Here is a 16,898-nt window from a genome sequence, read left to right on the forward strand (position 1 = left end):
CATTTAGGGGTGCAATTTAGGAATAAAAATGATTATGCATATCTTTTTTGCTTGTACATATTTTTTATGTTAAAATATGTACGAATAAAAAACGTGGGAATTCACATAAATTATTCGTAAGGAAGCGATAAATTAATTGTGATTTGAAAAACAACGCAAATTATAGTATAATTTATTTACCTTGGTACTTTGGTTAATCGCGAAGCTAAGCTTTGAGGAAAGTCCGAACTTCATAGGGCAGGAAGGCAGTTAATGGCTGCTAGAAGTAATTCTAAGGAAAGTGCCACAGAAAATAAACCGCAAGTAATTGTAAGGGTGAAACGGTGAGGTAAGAGCTCACCAGTATTTTAGGAGACTAAGATAGCTAGGTAAACCCCTTCCGAAGCAAGAAAAATTAAAGATATATCGGTTGCCCGCTGAGTCTTTGGGGTATTCGCTAGAGCTCATATGCAAATATGAGAATAGATAAATGATTAACAAATACAGAATTCGGCTTATAAAGTGCCAAGGAGTTTTTATGGTTGATAGTATATATATACACATTCCTTTTTGCAATAAAAAGTGTTCTTATTGTGATTTCTATATTTTAACTAATATGAAAAATCAATATGAAAAATATACACAATATCTAATAAAAGAAATAGAACTATATGATTTAAATATAGTTTATGACACTATTTATTTTGGAGGTGGAACCCCTTCAGTCTTGAGCGTAGATCAATTAAAAAGAATTCTTAGCAAATTAAAATTTACAAAAATAAGTGAAATTACCTTAGAACTTAATCCAACTAATATGGATATAGTTAAATTAAAAAAAATAAGGGAAATGGGTATTAATAGACTAAGCATAGGTATGCAAAGTTTTAATGAATCTATACTTAAATTAATGAATAGAGAACATTGTGTAAAAGATAATCTTGAAACTTTCTATAATGCAAGAAAGGTAGGTTTTGATAATATATCTATAGATTTAATTTTTGCCATACCAGGTCAAACAATGGAACAATTACAATATGATATACAGATGATAGCAAAATTAAAGCCAGATCATATTTCTATATATTCTTTAATTTGGGAAGAAAAATCAAGATTTTCTAAATTGTTAAAAGAGAAAAAAATAGAAAAATTAGATGAAGATTTAGAAGCCAATATGTATGAATATGTCATAGATAATTTAAAAAAATTAGGATATGAACATTATGAAATATCTAGTTTTTGTTTAAATAAAAAATATGGAAGACATAATATGAAATATTGGGAAAATAAGGAATATATAGGAGTAGGAATAAGTGCAACAAGCTATTATAAAGGTCAAAGATATGAAAAAGAGAGAAAATTATTAGAATATTATAAAAAAATAGATGAGCACCTTATACCTATAAATAAATATACAATAGAAAATGTTGAAAAAAAAGATTTGAAAGAATTAGAATATATAGTGGGACTTAGAAAATTAACAGAGGGAGCTAAATATTTTGTTGAAGATAAAAAAAAGATAGAAAGTCTAATAAAACGGGGCTTATTAAGAAAAAAAGAAAATAGAATTTTTCTAACAAGGCAAGGACTTCTATTGGCAGATAGTGTTATTTTAGAATTGATATAAATAAAAAAAAGAAGGTGTTAGTATGAAAACTGAAAGAAAAGCTGGTATTTTAATGCAACCTATTTCTTTACCATCTGAATATGGTATAGGAACTTTAGGGAAAAAATGTAAAGAATTTGTTGATTTTTTGGTTAGAGCAAAACAAAAATTATGGCAAATTTTCCCATTAGGACCAACAGGATTTGGAGATTCTCCTTATCAATGTTTTTCTGCTTTTGCTGGGAATCCATATTTAATTGATCTTGAAAATCTTGTAGATTTAGGTCTTTTAGAGTATGAAGATATTCAAGCAATGAGAACTAATGAATTGATAATAGATTATGGAAAGCTATATAATATTAAAAATCCAATTTTAATTAAGGCATATGATAAAAAAGATATACTAAAAGATGAATTTGAAGAATTTAAAGTTGAAAATGAAGATTGGTTAGAAGATTATGCACTTTTCATGGCATTAAAATATCATTTTAATGGTGGATCATGGGATGTTTGGCCAGATGACATTAGACTTAGAAGAAAATTAGCTATAAAGAAATACAAAAAGTTGCTTGAAAAAGAAATAGATACACAAAAATTTATACAATTTTTATTCTTCAAACAATGGAAAGAAATAAAGGAATATGCAAATGAAAGAGGAATTGAAATTATAGGGGATATACCTATTTTTGTTTCATTCGACTCAGCAGATGCATGGTCACATCCAGAAATATTTTTATTCGACAAAGATAGAAAACCTTGTTGTGTTGCAGGAGTTCCGCCTGATTATTTCAGTTCTACAGGTCAATTATGGGGAAATCCGTTATATAATTGGAGAACATTAAAAAGACATGACTATAGTTGGTGGAAAGATAGAATAAAAGCTAATTTAAAATTATGTGATATAATAAGAATTGATCATTTCAGAGGCTTTCGTGCATATTGGGAAATCCCTTATGGAGAAGAAACAGCAATTAATGGTAAATGGGTTAAAGGACCTGGTATAGATTTATTCAAATCAATAGAAAGTACTTATCCTAATTTAAAAATTATTGCAGAAGATTTAGGAAATTTAGAACAAGAAGATATAGACTTGGTTAAGGAAACTTCATATCCAGGTATGAAAATACTTCAATTTGCCTTTGATGATGACCCTGAAAATGTATATTTACCACATAATTATGACAAAAATTGTGTAGTATATACAGGAACACACGATAATGATACAACTCAAGGTTGGTATAATTCATTAAATGATTATGAAAGATCATTAGTTCGTGACTATGTTGATACTCCAGATGATAATGGAATTTGTTGGAGTTTGATTAGATTAGCACATAGAAGTGTAGCAAAATATAGTATTATACCTATACAAGATTATTTGTGTTATGGTAGTGATACAAGAATGAATACTCCAGGAGTAGCAGTTGGAAATTGGCAATTTAAATTAAGAGAAAATGTTTTAACAGATGAGTTAGCTGATGCTATTGCTCATATAACAGAATTATATGGTAGATAAAATGGATCAATTAGGAATATTTCATAATGAAGAAATAAAGCCATTGGCATATAGAGCAAGACCTACAAAGCTTGAAGACTTTGTAGGTCAAACTTTTTCAATACAGATTATACAAAAAATGATAGAAAAGAAAAAGTTAGTTAATATGCTAATATATGGGCCTTCAGGTTGTGGTAAAACAACATTGTCTAAGATAATTGCAAAAGAAATGAACTATAATTTTGAATATTTAAATGCGATAAAATGCGGGGTTTCAAGTATAAAGGAAGTTAGCAAAAGAGCTAAGGACTATATGGCAGCAACAGGGAAAAAGACTATACTTTTATTTGATGAAATTCATAGATTTAATAAGGCACAACAAGATTCTTTGCTTCAAGATATAGAAGAAGGAGAAATAATTTTGATTGGTGCTACTACTGAAAATCCGTATTATACATTAAATAAAGCAATAATATCTAGATGTATTGTATTAAAATTTGAAAAGTTAAAAGATGAAGATATTAGGAAAATATTAAAGAAAGTTTGTGATAAATTTTCAATAAATATTGATGAAGAAGTTACAAAATATATTTTATCAATAGCAGATGGAGATGCAAGAACAGCACTTAATGTTTTAGAATTAATAGAACAAACAGATTTAGAAATGGTTAAAAATGGAATAAATATTCAACAAAGATATGATGCTAGTGATAAATATGATAGAATATCGGCATTAATAAAAAGTATAAGAGGTAGTGACGAAAATGCAGCTATATATTGGTTAGCAACTATGCTAGATGCAGGAGAAGATATTAAATATATAGCAAGAAGACTTGTAATTTTAGCTTCAGAAGATGTTGGTTTAGCTAATGTACAGGCACTTAATGTGGCAGTTTCTACAATGAAGGCAATTGAAGAAATTGGTATGCCTGAAGCTAGAATAATACTTGCTGAATGTGTTATTTATCTTGCACTATCTCCTAAAAGTAATAGTGCATATATGGCAATAAATAAGGCATTAGAGCATATTAAAGAAAATGGTGTACAAAAAGTTCCAGTTCATTTAACAAAATTAGGAAGTAATAAATATATTTATCCTCATGATTATACTAACCACTATATTAAACAAAAATATATGGAAAAATATATTAAGTTTTATAATAGTGCAGATAATAAATTTGAAAAAAAATTAAAAGACTTTTGGGATAAAATAAAGGAAGAAAATTGATAGAAAAAATGAGTATAGCACCTATGGTAGATAGGACAACATATAACTTTAGACAATTTATTAGACTATTTAATAAAAAATCTACCCTATATACAGAAATGTATACAGCTCAAGCAATAATTAATGGAAATAGAGAAAAATTATTGAAAATTTCAGAAAATGAACATAAGCTAGTAGTTCAATTAGCAAGTTCATCAATTGAATATACAAGACAAGCAGCAGAAATTCTTAAGAACTATCCTTTTGATGAAATTAATATTAATGCTGGATGCCCATCTAATAGAGTTTCAGATAATAAAATGGGGGCATACTTAATGTCAGAGCCAGACTTACTTTGTAATATGGTGAAAATTTTAAAAGATATTTGTAAAAAGCCTATTACAGTTAAACATCGTATTGGGATAGATGGAACGGGTGTTTTGGAAAATGATAAAAAATATATGGGTTATGAATATTTACTTAATTTTGTGGATAAATTACATGATAGTGGAGTAGATAAAAATATAATACATGCAAGAATAGCTATTTTGAAAGGACTTAGTCCAAGTGAAAATAGAACTATACCAGAATTAGACTATAATATGGTATATAAATTAAAAAAAGAAAGACCTAAATATAATATAGAAATAAATGGTGGGATTAAGAATTTAGAAGCTGTAAAAGAACAATTGAAATATGTTGATTCAGTTATGATAGGTAGGGCTAGTTATGATAACCCCTTATTATTCAATAGTGAAAATATAACAAGAAGCCAAATTTTAGAAAATATGATAGAATATTTAGAAAAAAATACTGATGATAGTATATATCACTTTACAATGCACACTCTAGGTCTATTTTACAATACAAAATATAGTAAAATATGGAAGAATATAGCAGCAAACACAAGGATAGAAATAGAAGATATAAAACAATTCTTGAAAAAATTAAATAATGTGCTATAATAATTTTGTAAAGTATTATGTATATATGGAGGTAAAATTTTATGAAAATCGTTGTTATAGGAGCAAATCACGCTGGTACTGCAGCAATTAATACAATATTGGATAATTATAAAAATGCAGAAGTAGTTGTATTTGAAAGAAATAGCAATATAAGTTTTCTAGGTTGTGGAATGGCACTATGGATAGGAAGACAAATTTCAGGATCTGATGGTTTATTCTATTGTTCAAAAGAAATATTTGAATCAAAAGGTGCAACAATACATATGGAAACAGAAGTTACAGATGTTGACTTTGAAAAGAAAATTGTTTATGCAACTGCTAAAGATGGTTCAAAATATGAAGAAAAATATGATAAATTAATAGTTTCTACAGGATCATTACCAATAAGCTTAAATGTTAAAGGTAAGGAATTGGAAAATGTACAATTTGTTAAATTATTCCAAAATGCAAAAGAAGTTATTGAAAAATTAAGTCACGATGATATAAAACATGTTACAGTAGTTGGAGCTGGGTATATTGGTGTTGAATTAGCAGAAGCATTTAAGAGAATAGGTAAAGAAGTTGCCTTATTAGATGCACAAGATATGTGTTTATCAACATATTATGATAAAGAATTCAGAGAAGAAATGAATAAAGTTATCGTTGAACATGGAATTAAAACACATTATGGAGAAAAATTAGAAGCTATTTTAGGAAAAACTAAGGTTGAAGCAGTTAAAACTAATAAGGGTGAAATTAAGACAGATATGGTAATTTTATGTGTTGGATTTAGACCTAATACAGACTTATTAAAAGATAAATTAGAATTATTCAAAAATGCATATAAGGTAAATAGATGTCAAGAAACTAGCCAAAAAGATGTATATGCAATTGGTGATTGTGCAACTATATATGACAATGCAATAAGAGATATTAATTATATTGCATTAGCAACTAATGCTGTTAGATCTGGAATAATAGCAGCTCATAATGCTTGTGGTACAAAATTAGAATCTATAGGAGTTCAAGGTTCAAATGGAATTTCAATTTATGGTTTAAATATGGTATCAACAGGTTTAACAGAAGAAAAAGCTAAATCATTAGGAATTGATGTTTTATCAACAAGTTTTTCAGATTTACAAAAACCAGGCTTTATGGAAAGTAAGAATGAAAAGGTTATGATTAAGATAGTTTATGAAAAGGAAAGTAGAAGAATAATAGGTGCACAAATTGCGTCTAAATATGATATTTCAATGGGTATACATGTATTCTCATTAGCAATACAAGAAGGAATAACTATAGATAAATTTAAATTATTAGATATATTCTTCTTACCTCACTTTAACCAACCATATAACTATATTACAATGGCAGCATTATCTGCAAAATAAGGAGGAAAAAATGAGTAAAGTTGTACATTATGAAGGAGAAAATTTAGTTGATTCTTTATTAGATACAGTAGTATCAAAAGAAGGAGTTACAGTAGTTGATTTCTTTGCAACATGGTGTGGACCATGTAGAGCATTAGGACCAGTCTTAGATGAATTATCAATGGAAGTAGATTATAAGATAGTAAAGGCAGATGTTGATAAATATGCAGACATAGCTGCTTTTTATGGAGTTAGAAGTATACCAACTCTTGTTATATTCAAAGATGGTAAACCTGTTGAAACATTGATAGGTGGAAGATCAAAAGAACAATTAAATGAAGAAGTTCTTAAAGCAACAAAATAATAAAAAAAAGAAGACAAAAGTCTTCTTTTTTATTGCATTGATTTAGCTAAATTATATAAAGTTTTTACATGTATACCAGTTGCACCAGTAGGTAAGTAACTATATGCAGAAGATAAATAAGCTGTTCCAGCAATATCTAAATGTATCCAAGGAAGATTATTATTAAATTCTCCAACAAACATACCTGCAGTTATAGCTCCTCCTAATCTACCACCAGTATTTTTAATATCTGCTACTCTTGATTTGTTTAATTTTGCATATTCACTATCATAAGGTAATTGCCAAATTTTTTCTCCAGCTTCTTTTGATGCTTCTTTTAAATTATCAAAGAAAGTTTGATTATTTGTTACAGCACCAGTATAAACTTCACCTAATGCAACCATACAAGCACCAGTTAGTGTAGCTAGGTCAATAACTTTAGTTGCTTTCATAACAGTTGAAGCATAGTATACTGAATCAGCAAGTGTAACTCTTCCTTCAGCATCAGTATTATCTACTTCTATTGTTTTACCAGCTAAGCTACTAATAATATCCCCTGGTTTATATGAATGACCAGATAAGGCATTTTCACAAGCAGCAACTACTCCAACTACATTAATATTAAGTTTAGCTTTTGCAATAGCATGTATAGTACCTATTACTGTACCAGCACCACCCATATCACAGAACATAGTCTTCATACCATCACTTGGTTTTAATGAATAACCACCAGAATCATATGTTATTCCTTTACCAACTAAAGCAAGTTTTTCTTCAGTATCAGGTTTGTTAGAATATTCCATAACAATGAATTTTGGTTCTCTATCTGAACCGCTACCTACAGCTAAAAAAGCATGTAGACCCATTTTTTCAGCTTCAGCCTTACCATAAATTGTAACTTTTGCACCAACTTTTTCTAGTTCTTCTTTAGCACGAAGAGCTAAAGATTCAGGATAAATATAGTTAGAAGGCAAATTAACCAAATCTCTTGTTAAGAAAACAGAATCAAGTAGACTTAAAGTTTCATTAACACTTTTTTGAACTTTTTCTAATTTTTCAGCTTCAATATTTAAAGAGCAATTAAGCACAAATTCTTTATGTTCTTTTTTATCCTTTAGGAATCTATCAAAGCTATATTCAGCTTGTTTGAAACCTTCAACTATTGCAGAAGTTACTTTTGCAGTACAAAAACCTTCTATTTTTTCAAGTTCTAGTTGCACTTCAGAAATATTATTTGCTTGTAAATTCTTTGCTAAATCAAAGAAAGCTTCACGAATCTTATTCAAAGTAAGTTCAGATTTTTTACCTAAACCTACAAAGGCAAAATTTTCAAAAATATCTACATAAACTTGTTTAAATTTACCTTCAAATATTTTCTTTTCTTTTAATTGATTATAGTATTTACAATCACAATCGTGACCTTCAAAGAATAATTCTATTGTTAAGCCAGTTTTTTTGTTTAAATTAAATTTCATATATACCTCCATTAAATTTGTTCATTTATTATTTTTTCAACTACATTTCTTGCATGATCGCAAATTCTTGTAAAATGGCAAATAATATCTACATAGTATAAGCCAGTTTTAATTTCACAATTACCATTTTTAAGTCTAGCAATATGTCTTTTTCTTGCCTTTTTTTCATAAGTGTAAATAGAATTATGTAGGTCAAGAGCTTCGATAGCTTTTATTTTATCATTATTATTAAAAGCTTCTAAGCTTGTAGATAACATTTCATTGGTTATATTAGCTAAACCTATAACTTCGTTTTTAGCTTCTTGAGAAAAGAGCATTTGCTTTTTAATTTGATAATCAACATCTCTAACTAATGACATTGCATGATCACCTATACGCTCTATGTCTCTTGAAATATCCATTAGGTTAGATCCAATTTCACTATCTGTATGTGCTAAATGTTCATGGAATAGTGCAGTTAAATAATTATTAATAGCTCTATCAAGATTATTAATTTCTTCTTCTTTTATAGCTACTTTTTCACCAACAGCTCCATCTCTATTTTCGAAATAATTAACAGCTCTAACTAAATTTTCAGTAGCTTTTCTAAGCATAACAGATAATTCTTTTTTTGCTTGACCTATAGCTACAGAAGGAGCATTATGTATAAGCATTTCATCTAAAAATTTAGGCTTGTATGTTTCTTCATCTTCATTATATGGAATGATTTTGGTAACAATAAAGGCAAGAGAACCTATGAATGGAAATAAAATTAAGGTATTAGTTCCATTAAAAGTTGCATGAGCCAAAGCTATTGTTAATTTAGGTGGTAATTTAAATAATTGCTCAATAAAGATTATTAAATTAGTAAAAGGTGTTAAAAATATTGAGAATACCACTGTACCAATAACATTGAATAATACATGCGATAAAGCAACTCTTTTTGCTGATCTATTAGCACCAATACAAGCTAAGATTGCTGTTATTGTAGTACCTATATTATCACCAAATAAGACAGGTAAAGTAGCCTTAAGGGTTATAATATGTTCGGAATAAAGATTTTGTAGGATACTTATGGTTGCTGAAGATGCCTGTATCATCATAGTAAGTAAAGTACCTATGAAAACACCTAAAACAGAATTTTTTCCTAAATCTATCATTAATTGAGTGAACCAAGGTTCATATTTTAAAGGTTGCATGGCAGATGACATAAGAGTTAATGCAAAGAATATTCCTCCAAAACCATAAACTATACGACCTATATTATTTAAAGTAGCTTTTTTTGTAAAAAATAAAAGGGCAGCACCTATAAATAATATGGGTAATGAAAATTTAGATAGGTTAAATCCTATAATAAAAGTTGTAAGTGTAGTTCCTATATTTGCACCCATTACTATACCAATGGCTTGCTTTAAATTAAGTAAACCTGCACCTACTAAACCAACAACTATTACAGTAGTACCAGAACTAGATTGTAATAAAATTGTTACAAGTATACCAGTTAAAACACCTAGAAAAGGATTGGTCGTATACTTATCTAATAAATTTCTTAATCTATCACCAGCGGACATTTGAAGACCATCACCCATGTATTTAATACTAAATAGAAAAATTCCAAGTCCTCCAAAAAATTGAAATAATGCTATCTTATAGTCCATTTATTTCCACCCTCTTTTTTAAAATCAGGCTTTGCGTGTTATTTTTTCTTTTTCTCATTAAAACCCTTTCCACTATATTTATTTCTTAATTTTTCAAAGCTCATATCATTTATTATGTCATTTATTAAAGAATTGAATAAGTTAAATTTTGCTTGAATAATTTCTAATTCTTCAGTTGAAAATTTTCCAAGTACATGACCTATAGCTTCAGCCTTTTTATGACCTATACCCACTTTTATTCTATTAAAATTATCACCACAATGAGCGATTATAGATTTTATACCATTATGGCCACCAGAAGAACCATTATTTTTTATTCGTATTTTTCCAACTTCCATATCCATATCGTCATAAATGACATAAAGATCTTCTGGTTTTATCTTATAATATTTCATTAATTCGCTAATAGCTTGACCAGAATTATTCATATATGTTAGAGGCTTTTGAAAAAAAATGTCATTATCTTTTATAAAATTAGAATTAAAATTAGATTTGAAAGTATGTAAATTTCTATAATTCAAATAATTATCTAAAATTATAAAGCCAAGATTGTGTCTAGTATTAGAGTATTCATCTCCAGGATTACCTAAACCAACGATTAATTTCATTAAAATCACCTAGTGTATTATAGCATATAATAAGTCTACTTTTCAATTTTAAAATATGATATAATAAGCATAGAAATTAGATAATTAGGAGTTTAAATCATGAATAATAAGATATATTTTGATAATGCTGCAACTACAAAAATGAGAAAAGAAGTTTTAGAATATTTTTTTACAACTTGTGAAAAATATTATGCTAATCCTTCATCAGTACATACTTTGGGTAGAGAAGCAAGGGTAATGCTAGAAAAGGCTAGATCAAATATTGCGAATTTATTAAATGTAAAAAGTCAAGATATTATATTTACTTCGGGAGCTACTGAAGCAAATAATTTAGCACTGAAAGGTATTATGGAAAAAAGTGAGAAAAAGGAAATAATTAGTTCGTATTTAGAACATTCTAGTGTACTTAAAGTTCTTAATCAATTAGAAAATGAGGGCTACATAGTACACTATGTTAAAATTTTAAAAAATGGACAAATTGATTTAGAAGATTTAAAAAAATATATTAATAAAAATACAGCTTTAGTAAGTGTTATGGCAGTTAATAATGAGACAGGTACAAAACAACCTATAGCAGAATTAGCTATGCTTTTAAAAGATAGGGATATATATTTTCATGTGGATGCAACTCAATTAATTGGAAAAATAGAAATAGATCCATATTTATTAGGAATAGATAGTATGACAGCTTCAGCACATAAGTTTTATGGACCTAAGGGTGTAGGAATACTTTATCTAAAAAATGATATAGCTATAGAAAAGCAAATTTTTGGAGGACCTCAAGAAAGAAATAAAAGGGCTGGTACAGAAAATTTGAATGGGATTTTAGCTAGTTCATATGCATTGGAATTAGCCTATAAAAATATGAAAGAAGAAGGCAAATATATAGAAGATTTAACAAAATATTTATTAAGTAAATTAAAAGACAAGTATGTTATAAATGGAGAAAATAGGATATCAGGAATATTAAATATTCAAATAAAAGATAAAGATATACAAATGCTATTACCTTTATTAGATATGAAGGGAATAATGGTTAGTGGTGGTTCTGCTTGTATGTCAGGGAGTATATCAGCTTCTCCCATTTTATTAGCAATGGGTTTGAGTGAAAAGGAAGCAAAATCATCTATAAGAATTTCTCTTGGGATATATAATACTAAGGAAGAAATTGATTATTTTGTTGATTGTTTGGAGAAAATATAATGTTTGTTAATCTTAAATTACATACGGATTATAGTTTGCTTGAAGGAGTAGCAAAAGTAGAAGACTATATAAAAAAGGCTAAAAGTACTGAAAGTAAATATTTGGGACTTTGTGATAATAATATGTATGCTACTATGAAAATGTATAATTTGTGTAAAAAATTTGGCCTAGAATTTGTTGCAGGACTAGACCTCTATGTTTATGGATTAAAAAAAGAGGGTAAATATGTAATAACAGTCTATGCAAAAGGTGAAGCAGGGTATAAAGATTTAGTTAATTTAAGCAGTTTAAGCTATACAAAAAAAGGTGTAGTTGATATAACAGATATAAATAAATTTGAAAATATCACAATATTACTAGGTTCTATTAATTCAGAACTTTATGAGTTCATTTCAAATTTAGAATATGCAGAAGCGAAAAAATTAATAGAAGAATATAAGAAAATTTTCAATAAATTTTATTTAGAATTACCTTGTTTTTCTATACCTCAAAATGTACTATTATTTTATCAAGAATTAGCTCTAGAATATGATTTAGAACCTGTTGCAGTTAATGATACCTACTATGTAGAAAAAGAAGACTATAAATTACAGAAAATAGTATCAGCAATAAGGGATAATATTAATATAAATAAAGTCCAAAGATATTATAAACAAGTAGACCTATATTTTAAAAGTGAAGAAGAAATATTAAAAAATTTACAGGGTCTAAAAAAAGACTTTGTTATTAAGGCTATAAATAATACAGAGTTAATTGCAAAAAGTTCAAGTTTAGAATTAAAATTTTCAAAAGTAAGATTACCAAAATTAAATCTAAAAATATCAGAAAAAGAATATTTGAAAGAATTGGTCTATTCTAATTTAGAAAAAAAGTATGCAGCTAATGCAGAGGCTAAAAAAAGACTTGATTATGAATTAGAAATTATAGATAAAATTGGCTTTAATTCTTACTTTATCATTGTCTATGATATAGTAAATTTTGCAAGAAAAAATGATATTTTAATAGGACCAGGAAGGGGGTCAGCAGCTGGTAGTATAGTTGCTTATTTGTTAGATATAACAAAAGTAGACCCTATAAAATATGAATTAATGTTTGAAAGATTTTTAAATATTGCAAGAAAAAATTTGCCAGATATAGATCTTGATTTTGAAACAGATAAAAAAGAAAAAGTTGTGCAATATGTTATGGAAAAATATGGTCAAGAACATGTAGCGAATATAATAACTTTTTCAACTTTTAAAGAAAAACAATTGTATAAAGACTTATGTAGAATATTTAATTGTAATGAAAAAGAAGTTTTTTTAAAAAAGATAGTTTCTAAACTAATTAATAATGTAAGACATAGCTCTATACATGCTTCCGGTATTATTATATCAGATGAAAAATTAACTGATTTTGTTCCAATTAATAAAGTTGAAGCTCTTAATATAAATATAACTCAATATCAAATGGAAGAATTAGAAAAAATGGGCTTACTTAAGATGGATTTTTTATCTTTATTAAATTTAGATATTTTAAGTAGGGTATCTAAACTAACAAAAATTAAATTGGATGAAATAAGTTTTTTAGATAAAAAAGTTTTTGACTTATATAACGAGGGAAAAACTTTAGGAATATTTCAAGTTGAAGCTCCGGGTATAACCAAATTAATAAAAAAATTTAAGATTAATAAATTTGAAGATATATCAGCTGTGCTAGCTTTATATAGACCAGGGCCTTTAAAAAGTGGTATGGTAGAAGATATTATTGATATAAAAAATAATAAAAAAGAAGTGAGATATCTTTTTGAAGATCTTAAGCCTATTTTAGAAAATACTTATGGAATGATAATTTATCAAGAACAGGTAATGTTAATTGCAAGAAAAATAGCAGGCTTTAATTTAAATGAAGCAGATGATTTAAGAAAGGCTATAAGTAAAAAGAAGCAAGAAATATTAGAAGAGTATAAGAATAGATTTATAACTTCTTCTATAAAAAGAGGTTATGCAAAAGATAAGGTAGAAAAGCTTTATTCACAAATAGAAAAATTTGGTGAATATGGATTTAATAAGTCACATTCCATAGCTTATGCCATGCTTTCATATTATACAGCTTATTTTAAAACTTACTATAAAAAAGAATATTTATGTAGTTTATTAAATGTTCAGATAGGTACACATGATAAAATTGAAAGATATAATGAAGAGTTGAATTACCTTATTAAACCAAGTATAAATAAATCAGATGTATATTTTAAAATTGAAGCTGATAAAATAAGATATGCTCTTTATAGCATTAGTAATATTTCAATTAATTTGGCAAAGGATATAGTTGAAGAAAGAGAAAAAAATGGACTATATAAAGATATTATAGATTTTTTAACTAGAATGCAAAAATATTCATTTACTAAAAATCAATTTGAAACTTTAGTAAAAGCTGGGACCTTAGATGAATTTGAAATATCAAGAAAAGAACTTATTGAAAATTCAAGCAAGTTACTTAAATTAGCAAAGGAAAATAGCTTAAGACAAGACAATGTCTTAAATCCTATTTTTATGAATGATGCAAGAGTTACTTATGAAAAAGAAGGTTTAAAAAAAGATAGTATAAAAGAATTAGTAGAAATGGAAAGAACTTCATTAGGCTTAAGTTTTAGCCAACCTAAAAATGATTTAGTTGATATTCTAGTAAATAAGGTTTGCTATGAAAATGAATATGAAATTATACTAGAAAATAAGAGAAAGATAAAATTAAGAGATTTAAATAAATATAGTCCAAGTTACTTAAATATTTTATTAGATGATTTAAGTGAAGCTCAGAAAAAAGATTTAAAAAATTTGATAAGAGCTAGTGGTGGCTTTGCTAAAGTACAATTTTATTTGAATAAGAAAAAATTATTTATGAAGCATAATATATATTTTGATTTGACTGAAGAAAAAATAAAAAAATTAATAAATATTGTTGGGAAAAAACATTTGTCAATTAGTGTGAAAGCTAAGTAAAATCAATTGAAAAAAAATGGAAAATATGTTAAACTTAATATAAAGTGGAGGTATTATGAAAAAAATAATAATATCAACTATATTATCATTATGTGCTTGTACAACAATAGATAAAATAAATACTTCAGAAGTTAGTGCTTCATTTGAGAAAAGCAAAATAGAATTTTTATCTACAGTCAAGACAAATAATAAAAAAAATATACATAAGTTTTTCATAAATAGTTTGAAGAATAATCTAATATTAAAAAATATTGATAAAATTGAATTAACAGATTTATTTATATTTATACCAACAAATGAAATAAAAATAAATAGTAACAAAGAAATAAGTACACTTTTAATTCTTACTTATGGAACAGAAAGTGCTTATTTTGATGTCATCTGGGTTAAAGTTGAAAATATGTGGAAGATTTCTAATATTTATGAAAGACAAAATTAGAAAGGAGAATATATGAGTAGCTATTTAATATTAGCAATAGCCATAGTATTTTTTGCTTTTATATTTCTTATTGCTTTTTTTGTATCTTTCAATTATATAAAAAATAAATTCGTAAAAAAATATGGAGAATTTAGTGAACTAGAATTGAAAATAGTTGATGCTAAAAGAAAATATACTACTACAAAAAAGGAAGTAGAAAGAGACATAGAAGCTTTTAGGAAAGAAGAAATAATAAAAGTTAAGGAAGAACTTTTAAATACGAAAAGAGAAGCAGATGAAGAAATAAAGTTAATGAAGCAAGAAATAACTTTAAAGGAAACAAGAATTTCAAAAAAAGAAGAAAATTTAGATTATAAAAATCAAAAAATAGAAGAAAAAGAGGCTAAATTAGAAAAACAAAAGGAACTTTTAGTTAAAAAACAAGACGAATTAGAAACATTAATAGGTAGCCAAGAAAAAGAATTAGAAAAAATAGCTGAATTAACTAAAGAAGAAGCAAAAGACATAATTTTATCAAATCTTGATGAAGAATTAACACATGATAAAGCGTTGAAAATAAAGGACTATGAATATAATTTGGATAGAGAAAAAGATAAAATAGCTAAAAGAATACTATCAACAGCGATTAATAAATCAGCTTCTGATTTCGTTGTAGATGCTACAATTACAGTTGTAGAATTACCTAGTGAAGAAATGAAGGGTAGAATAATAGGTAAAGAAGGAAGAAATATTAGAGCTATAGAAGCAGCTACAGGAGTTGATTTGATAATAGATGATACACCTGAAGCAGTAGTTTTATCATCATTTGATGGTGTTAGAAGAGAAGTAGCAAAAATAGCACTTGAAAAATTAATACAAGATGGAAGAATACATCCTACAAAAATAGAAGAATTAGTTGATAAGGCTGCATCAGAAGTAGAGCAAGCTATGTATGATGCTGCAGAACAAGCTATACTTGAAGTAGGTATACCTACTTTACCAAAAGAAGTTTTAAAAGTCTTAGGTAGATTAAAATATAGAACATCATTTGGGCAAAATGTCTTACAACACTGTGTTGAAGTTGCTCATTTAGCAGGTGCTATAGCTGCTGAAGTTGGAGCAAATGTAAACTATGCTAAAAGAGGTGGTTTATTTCATGATATAGGTAAGGCTTTTTCACATGAACAAGAAGGTTCACATGCATTAAATGGAGCTGAATTTTTAAGAAAATTTTCTAAGGAAAATGAAATAGTAATTAATGCAGTAGAATCACATCATGATGAAGTAGAACAAATGAGTGTTGAAGCAGTAATTGTTCAAGCAGCAGATGCTATATCAGCATCAAGACCTGGTGCAAGAAGAGAAACTTTAACTAATTACTTGAAGAGATTAGAACAATTAGAAGAAATTGCAAATTCACACGAAGGAATTGAAAATTCATATGCTATACAAGCAGGAAGAGAATTAAGATTAATAGTTAGTCCCGAAAAAATAGATGATGATAAGGCTGTTATTTTATCAAGGGATATAGCAAAGGAAATAGAAGAAAAAATGCAATATCCAGGGCAAATAAAAGTTACAGTTGTAAGGGAAACAAGAGCTATAGAATATGCAAAATAAAAGGAGCAGTCATAT

General features: G+C 27.2%; 13 protein-coding genes and 1 other RNA gene. 11 read left to right on the forward strand and 3 right to left on the reverse strand.

All coding sequences use genetic code 11. From position 1 onward, the window contains the following. Nucleotides 1-180: 180 nt before the first annotated feature. The 7 genes from rnpB (at nt 181) to trxA (ending at nt 6,962) form a co-directional block, all read left to right on the forward strand. An RNA gene (gene rnpB / locus AWT65_RS02895) (RNase P RNA component class A) lies at nt 181-513 on the forward strand. A 4-nt stretch (nt 514-517) separates the two neighbouring features. Continuing rightward, nucleotides 518-1,603 carry a radical SAM family heme chaperone HemW gene (hemW, locus tag AWT65_RS02900; protein ID WP_066729191.1) on the forward strand — a complete coding sequence of 362 codons (1,086 nt, stop codon included), beginning with the start codon at nt 518-520 and terminating at the stop codon, nt 1,601-1,603. A gap of 22 nt (nt 1,604-1,625) precedes the next feature. Further along, a complete protein-coding gene (gene malQ / locus AWT65_RS02905; RefSeq protein ID WP_066729194.1) occupies nt 1,626-3,098 on the forward strand; it encodes a 4-alpha-glucanotransferase in 1,473 nt (490 codons plus the stop codon). A 1-nt stretch (nt 3,099) separates the two neighbouring features. Then, complete coding sequence (locus AWT65_RS02910; RefSeq protein ID WP_066729196.1) at nt 3,100-4,305, forward strand: replication-associated recombination protein A; 1,206 nt, start codon at nt 3,100-3,102, stop codon at nt 4,303-4,305. Continuing rightward, nucleotides 4,302-5,249 carry a tRNA dihydrouridine(20/20a) synthase DusA gene (dusA, locus tag AWT65_RS02915; protein ID WP_232292785.1) on the forward strand — a complete coding sequence of 316 codons (948 nt, stop codon included), beginning with the start codon at nt 4,302-4,304 and terminating at the stop codon, nt 5,247-5,249. The genes AWT65_RS02910 and dusA overlap by 4 nt, the downstream gene beginning before the upstream one ends. Before the next feature lie 41 nt (nt 5,250-5,290). Further along, entirely contained in the window at nt 5,291-6,619 is a 1,329-nt protein-coding gene (gene nox, locus AWT65_RS02920; RefSeq protein WP_066729197.1) for a H2O-forming NADH oxidase, read from the forward strand. A 10-nt stretch (nt 6,620-6,629) separates the two neighbouring features. Further along, nucleotides 6,630-6,962 carry a thioredoxin gene (gene trxA / locus AWT65_RS02925; RefSeq protein WP_066729200.1) on the forward strand — a complete coding sequence of 111 codons (333 nt, stop codon included), beginning with the start codon at nt 6,630-6,632 and terminating at the stop codon, nt 6,960-6,962. Between the two features lie 29 nt (nt 6,963-6,991). Here the strand turns inward: trxA and AWT65_RS02930 are convergent, their stop codons facing one another. From AWT65_RS02930 to pth, 3 genes are read right to left on the reverse strand one after another with little or no spacing between them, the layout of a single operon-like run. Continuing rightward, nucleotides 6,992-8,416, reverse strand: a complete 1,425-nt coding sequence (locus AWT65_RS02930; protein WP_066729202.1) for a leucyl aminopeptidase — start codon at nt 8,414-8,416, stop codon at nt 6,992-6,994. Nucleotides 8,417-8,427: 11 nt separating this feature from the next. Then, a complete protein-coding gene (locus AWT65_RS02935; RefSeq protein ID WP_066729204.1) occupies nt 8,428-10,053 on the reverse strand; it encodes a Na/Pi cotransporter family protein in 1,626 nt (541 codons plus the stop codon). Nucleotides 10,054-10,091: 38 nt separating this feature from the next. Next, complete coding sequence (gene pth / locus AWT65_RS02940) at nt 10,092-10,661, reverse strand: aminoacyl-tRNA hydrolase (protein ID WP_066729205.1); 570 nt, start codon at nt 10,659-10,661, stop codon at nt 10,092-10,094. A 99-nt stretch (nt 10,662-10,760) separates the two neighbouring features. Here pth and AWT65_RS02945 point away from each other — a divergent pair, with 99 nt between their 5' ends. The 4 genes from AWT65_RS02945 to rny are packed head-to-tail and all read left to right on the forward strand — an operon-like array spanning nt 10,761 to nt 16,883. Beyond that, a complete protein-coding gene (locus AWT65_RS02945) occupies nt 10,761-11,864 on the forward strand; it encodes a cysteine desulfurase family protein (RefSeq protein ID WP_066729207.1) in 1,104 nt (367 codons plus the stop codon). Then, entirely contained in the window at nt 11,864-14,845 is a 2,982-nt protein-coding gene (locus AWT65_RS02950) for a DNA polymerase III subunit alpha (protein WP_066729209.1), read from the forward strand. Before AWT65_RS02945 ends, AWT65_RS02950 begins: the two co-directional genes overlap by 1 nt. A gap of 55 nt (nt 14,846-14,900) precedes the next feature. After that, nucleotides 14,901-15,284, forward strand: coding sequence for a hypothetical protein (locus AWT65_RS02955; RefSeq protein ID WP_066729210.1), 384 nt, complete (start codon nt 14,901-14,903; stop codon nt 15,282-15,284). Nucleotides 15,285-15,296: 12 nt separating this feature from the next. After that, a complete protein-coding gene (rny, locus tag AWT65_RS02960) occupies nt 15,297-16,883 on the forward strand; it encodes a ribonuclease Y (RefSeq protein ID WP_066729211.1) in 1,587 nt (528 codons plus the stop codon). Nucleotides 16,884-16,898 lie beyond the last annotated feature (15 nt).

Origin of the sequence: Sneathia sanguinegens (genome assembly GCF_001517935.1) — a bacterium.
GTDB lineage: Bacteria > Fusobacteriota > Fusobacteriia > Fusobacteriales > Leptotrichiaceae > Sneathia > Sneathia sanguinegens.

Bases quoted from the DNA above. Each gene is read 5' to 3' on its own strand.
- nox (WP_066729197.1), top strand. From the start codon at position 5,291: ATGAAAATCGTTGTTATAGGAGCAAATCACGCTGGTACTGCAGCAATT.
- malQ (WP_066729194.1), top strand. From the start codon at position 1,626: ATGAAAACTGAAAGAAAAGCTGGTATTTTAATGCAACCTATTTCTTTA.
- AWT65_RS02950 (WP_066729209.1), top strand. From the start codon at position 11,864: ATGTTTGTTAATCTTAAATTACATACGGATTATAGTTTGCTTGAAGGA.
- trxA (WP_066729200.1), top strand. From the start codon at position 6,630: ATGAGTAAAGTTGTACATTATGAAGGAGAAAATTTAGTTGATTCTTTA.
- rny (WP_066729211.1), top strand. From the start codon at position 15,297: ATGAGTAGCTATTTAATATTAGCAATAGCCATAGTATTTTTTGCTTTT.
- AWT65_RS02935 (WP_066729204.1), bottom strand. From the start codon at position 10,053: ATGGACTATAAGATAGCATTATTTCAATTTTTTGGAGGACTTGGAATT.
- pth (WP_066729205.1), bottom strand. From the start codon at position 10,661: ATGAAATTAATCGTTGGTTTAGGTAATCCTGGAGATGAATACTCTAAT.
- AWT65_RS02945 (WP_066729207.1), top strand. From the start codon at position 10,761: ATGAATAATAAGATATATTTTGATAATGCTGCAACTACAAAAATGAGA.
- AWT65_RS02955 (WP_066729210.1), top strand. From the start codon at position 14,901: ATGAAAAAAATAATAATATCAACTATATTATCATTATGTGCTTGTACA.
- hemW (WP_066729191.1), top strand. From the start codon at position 518: ATGGTTGATAGTATATATATACACATTCCTTTTTGCAATAAAAAGTGT.
- AWT65_RS02910 (WP_066729196.1), top strand. From the start codon at position 3,100: ATGGATCAATTAGGAATATTTCATAATGAAGAAATAAAGCCATTGGCA.
- AWT65_RS02930 (WP_066729202.1), bottom strand. From the start codon at position 8,416: ATGAAATTTAATTTAAACAAAAAAACTGGCTTAACAATAGAATTATTC.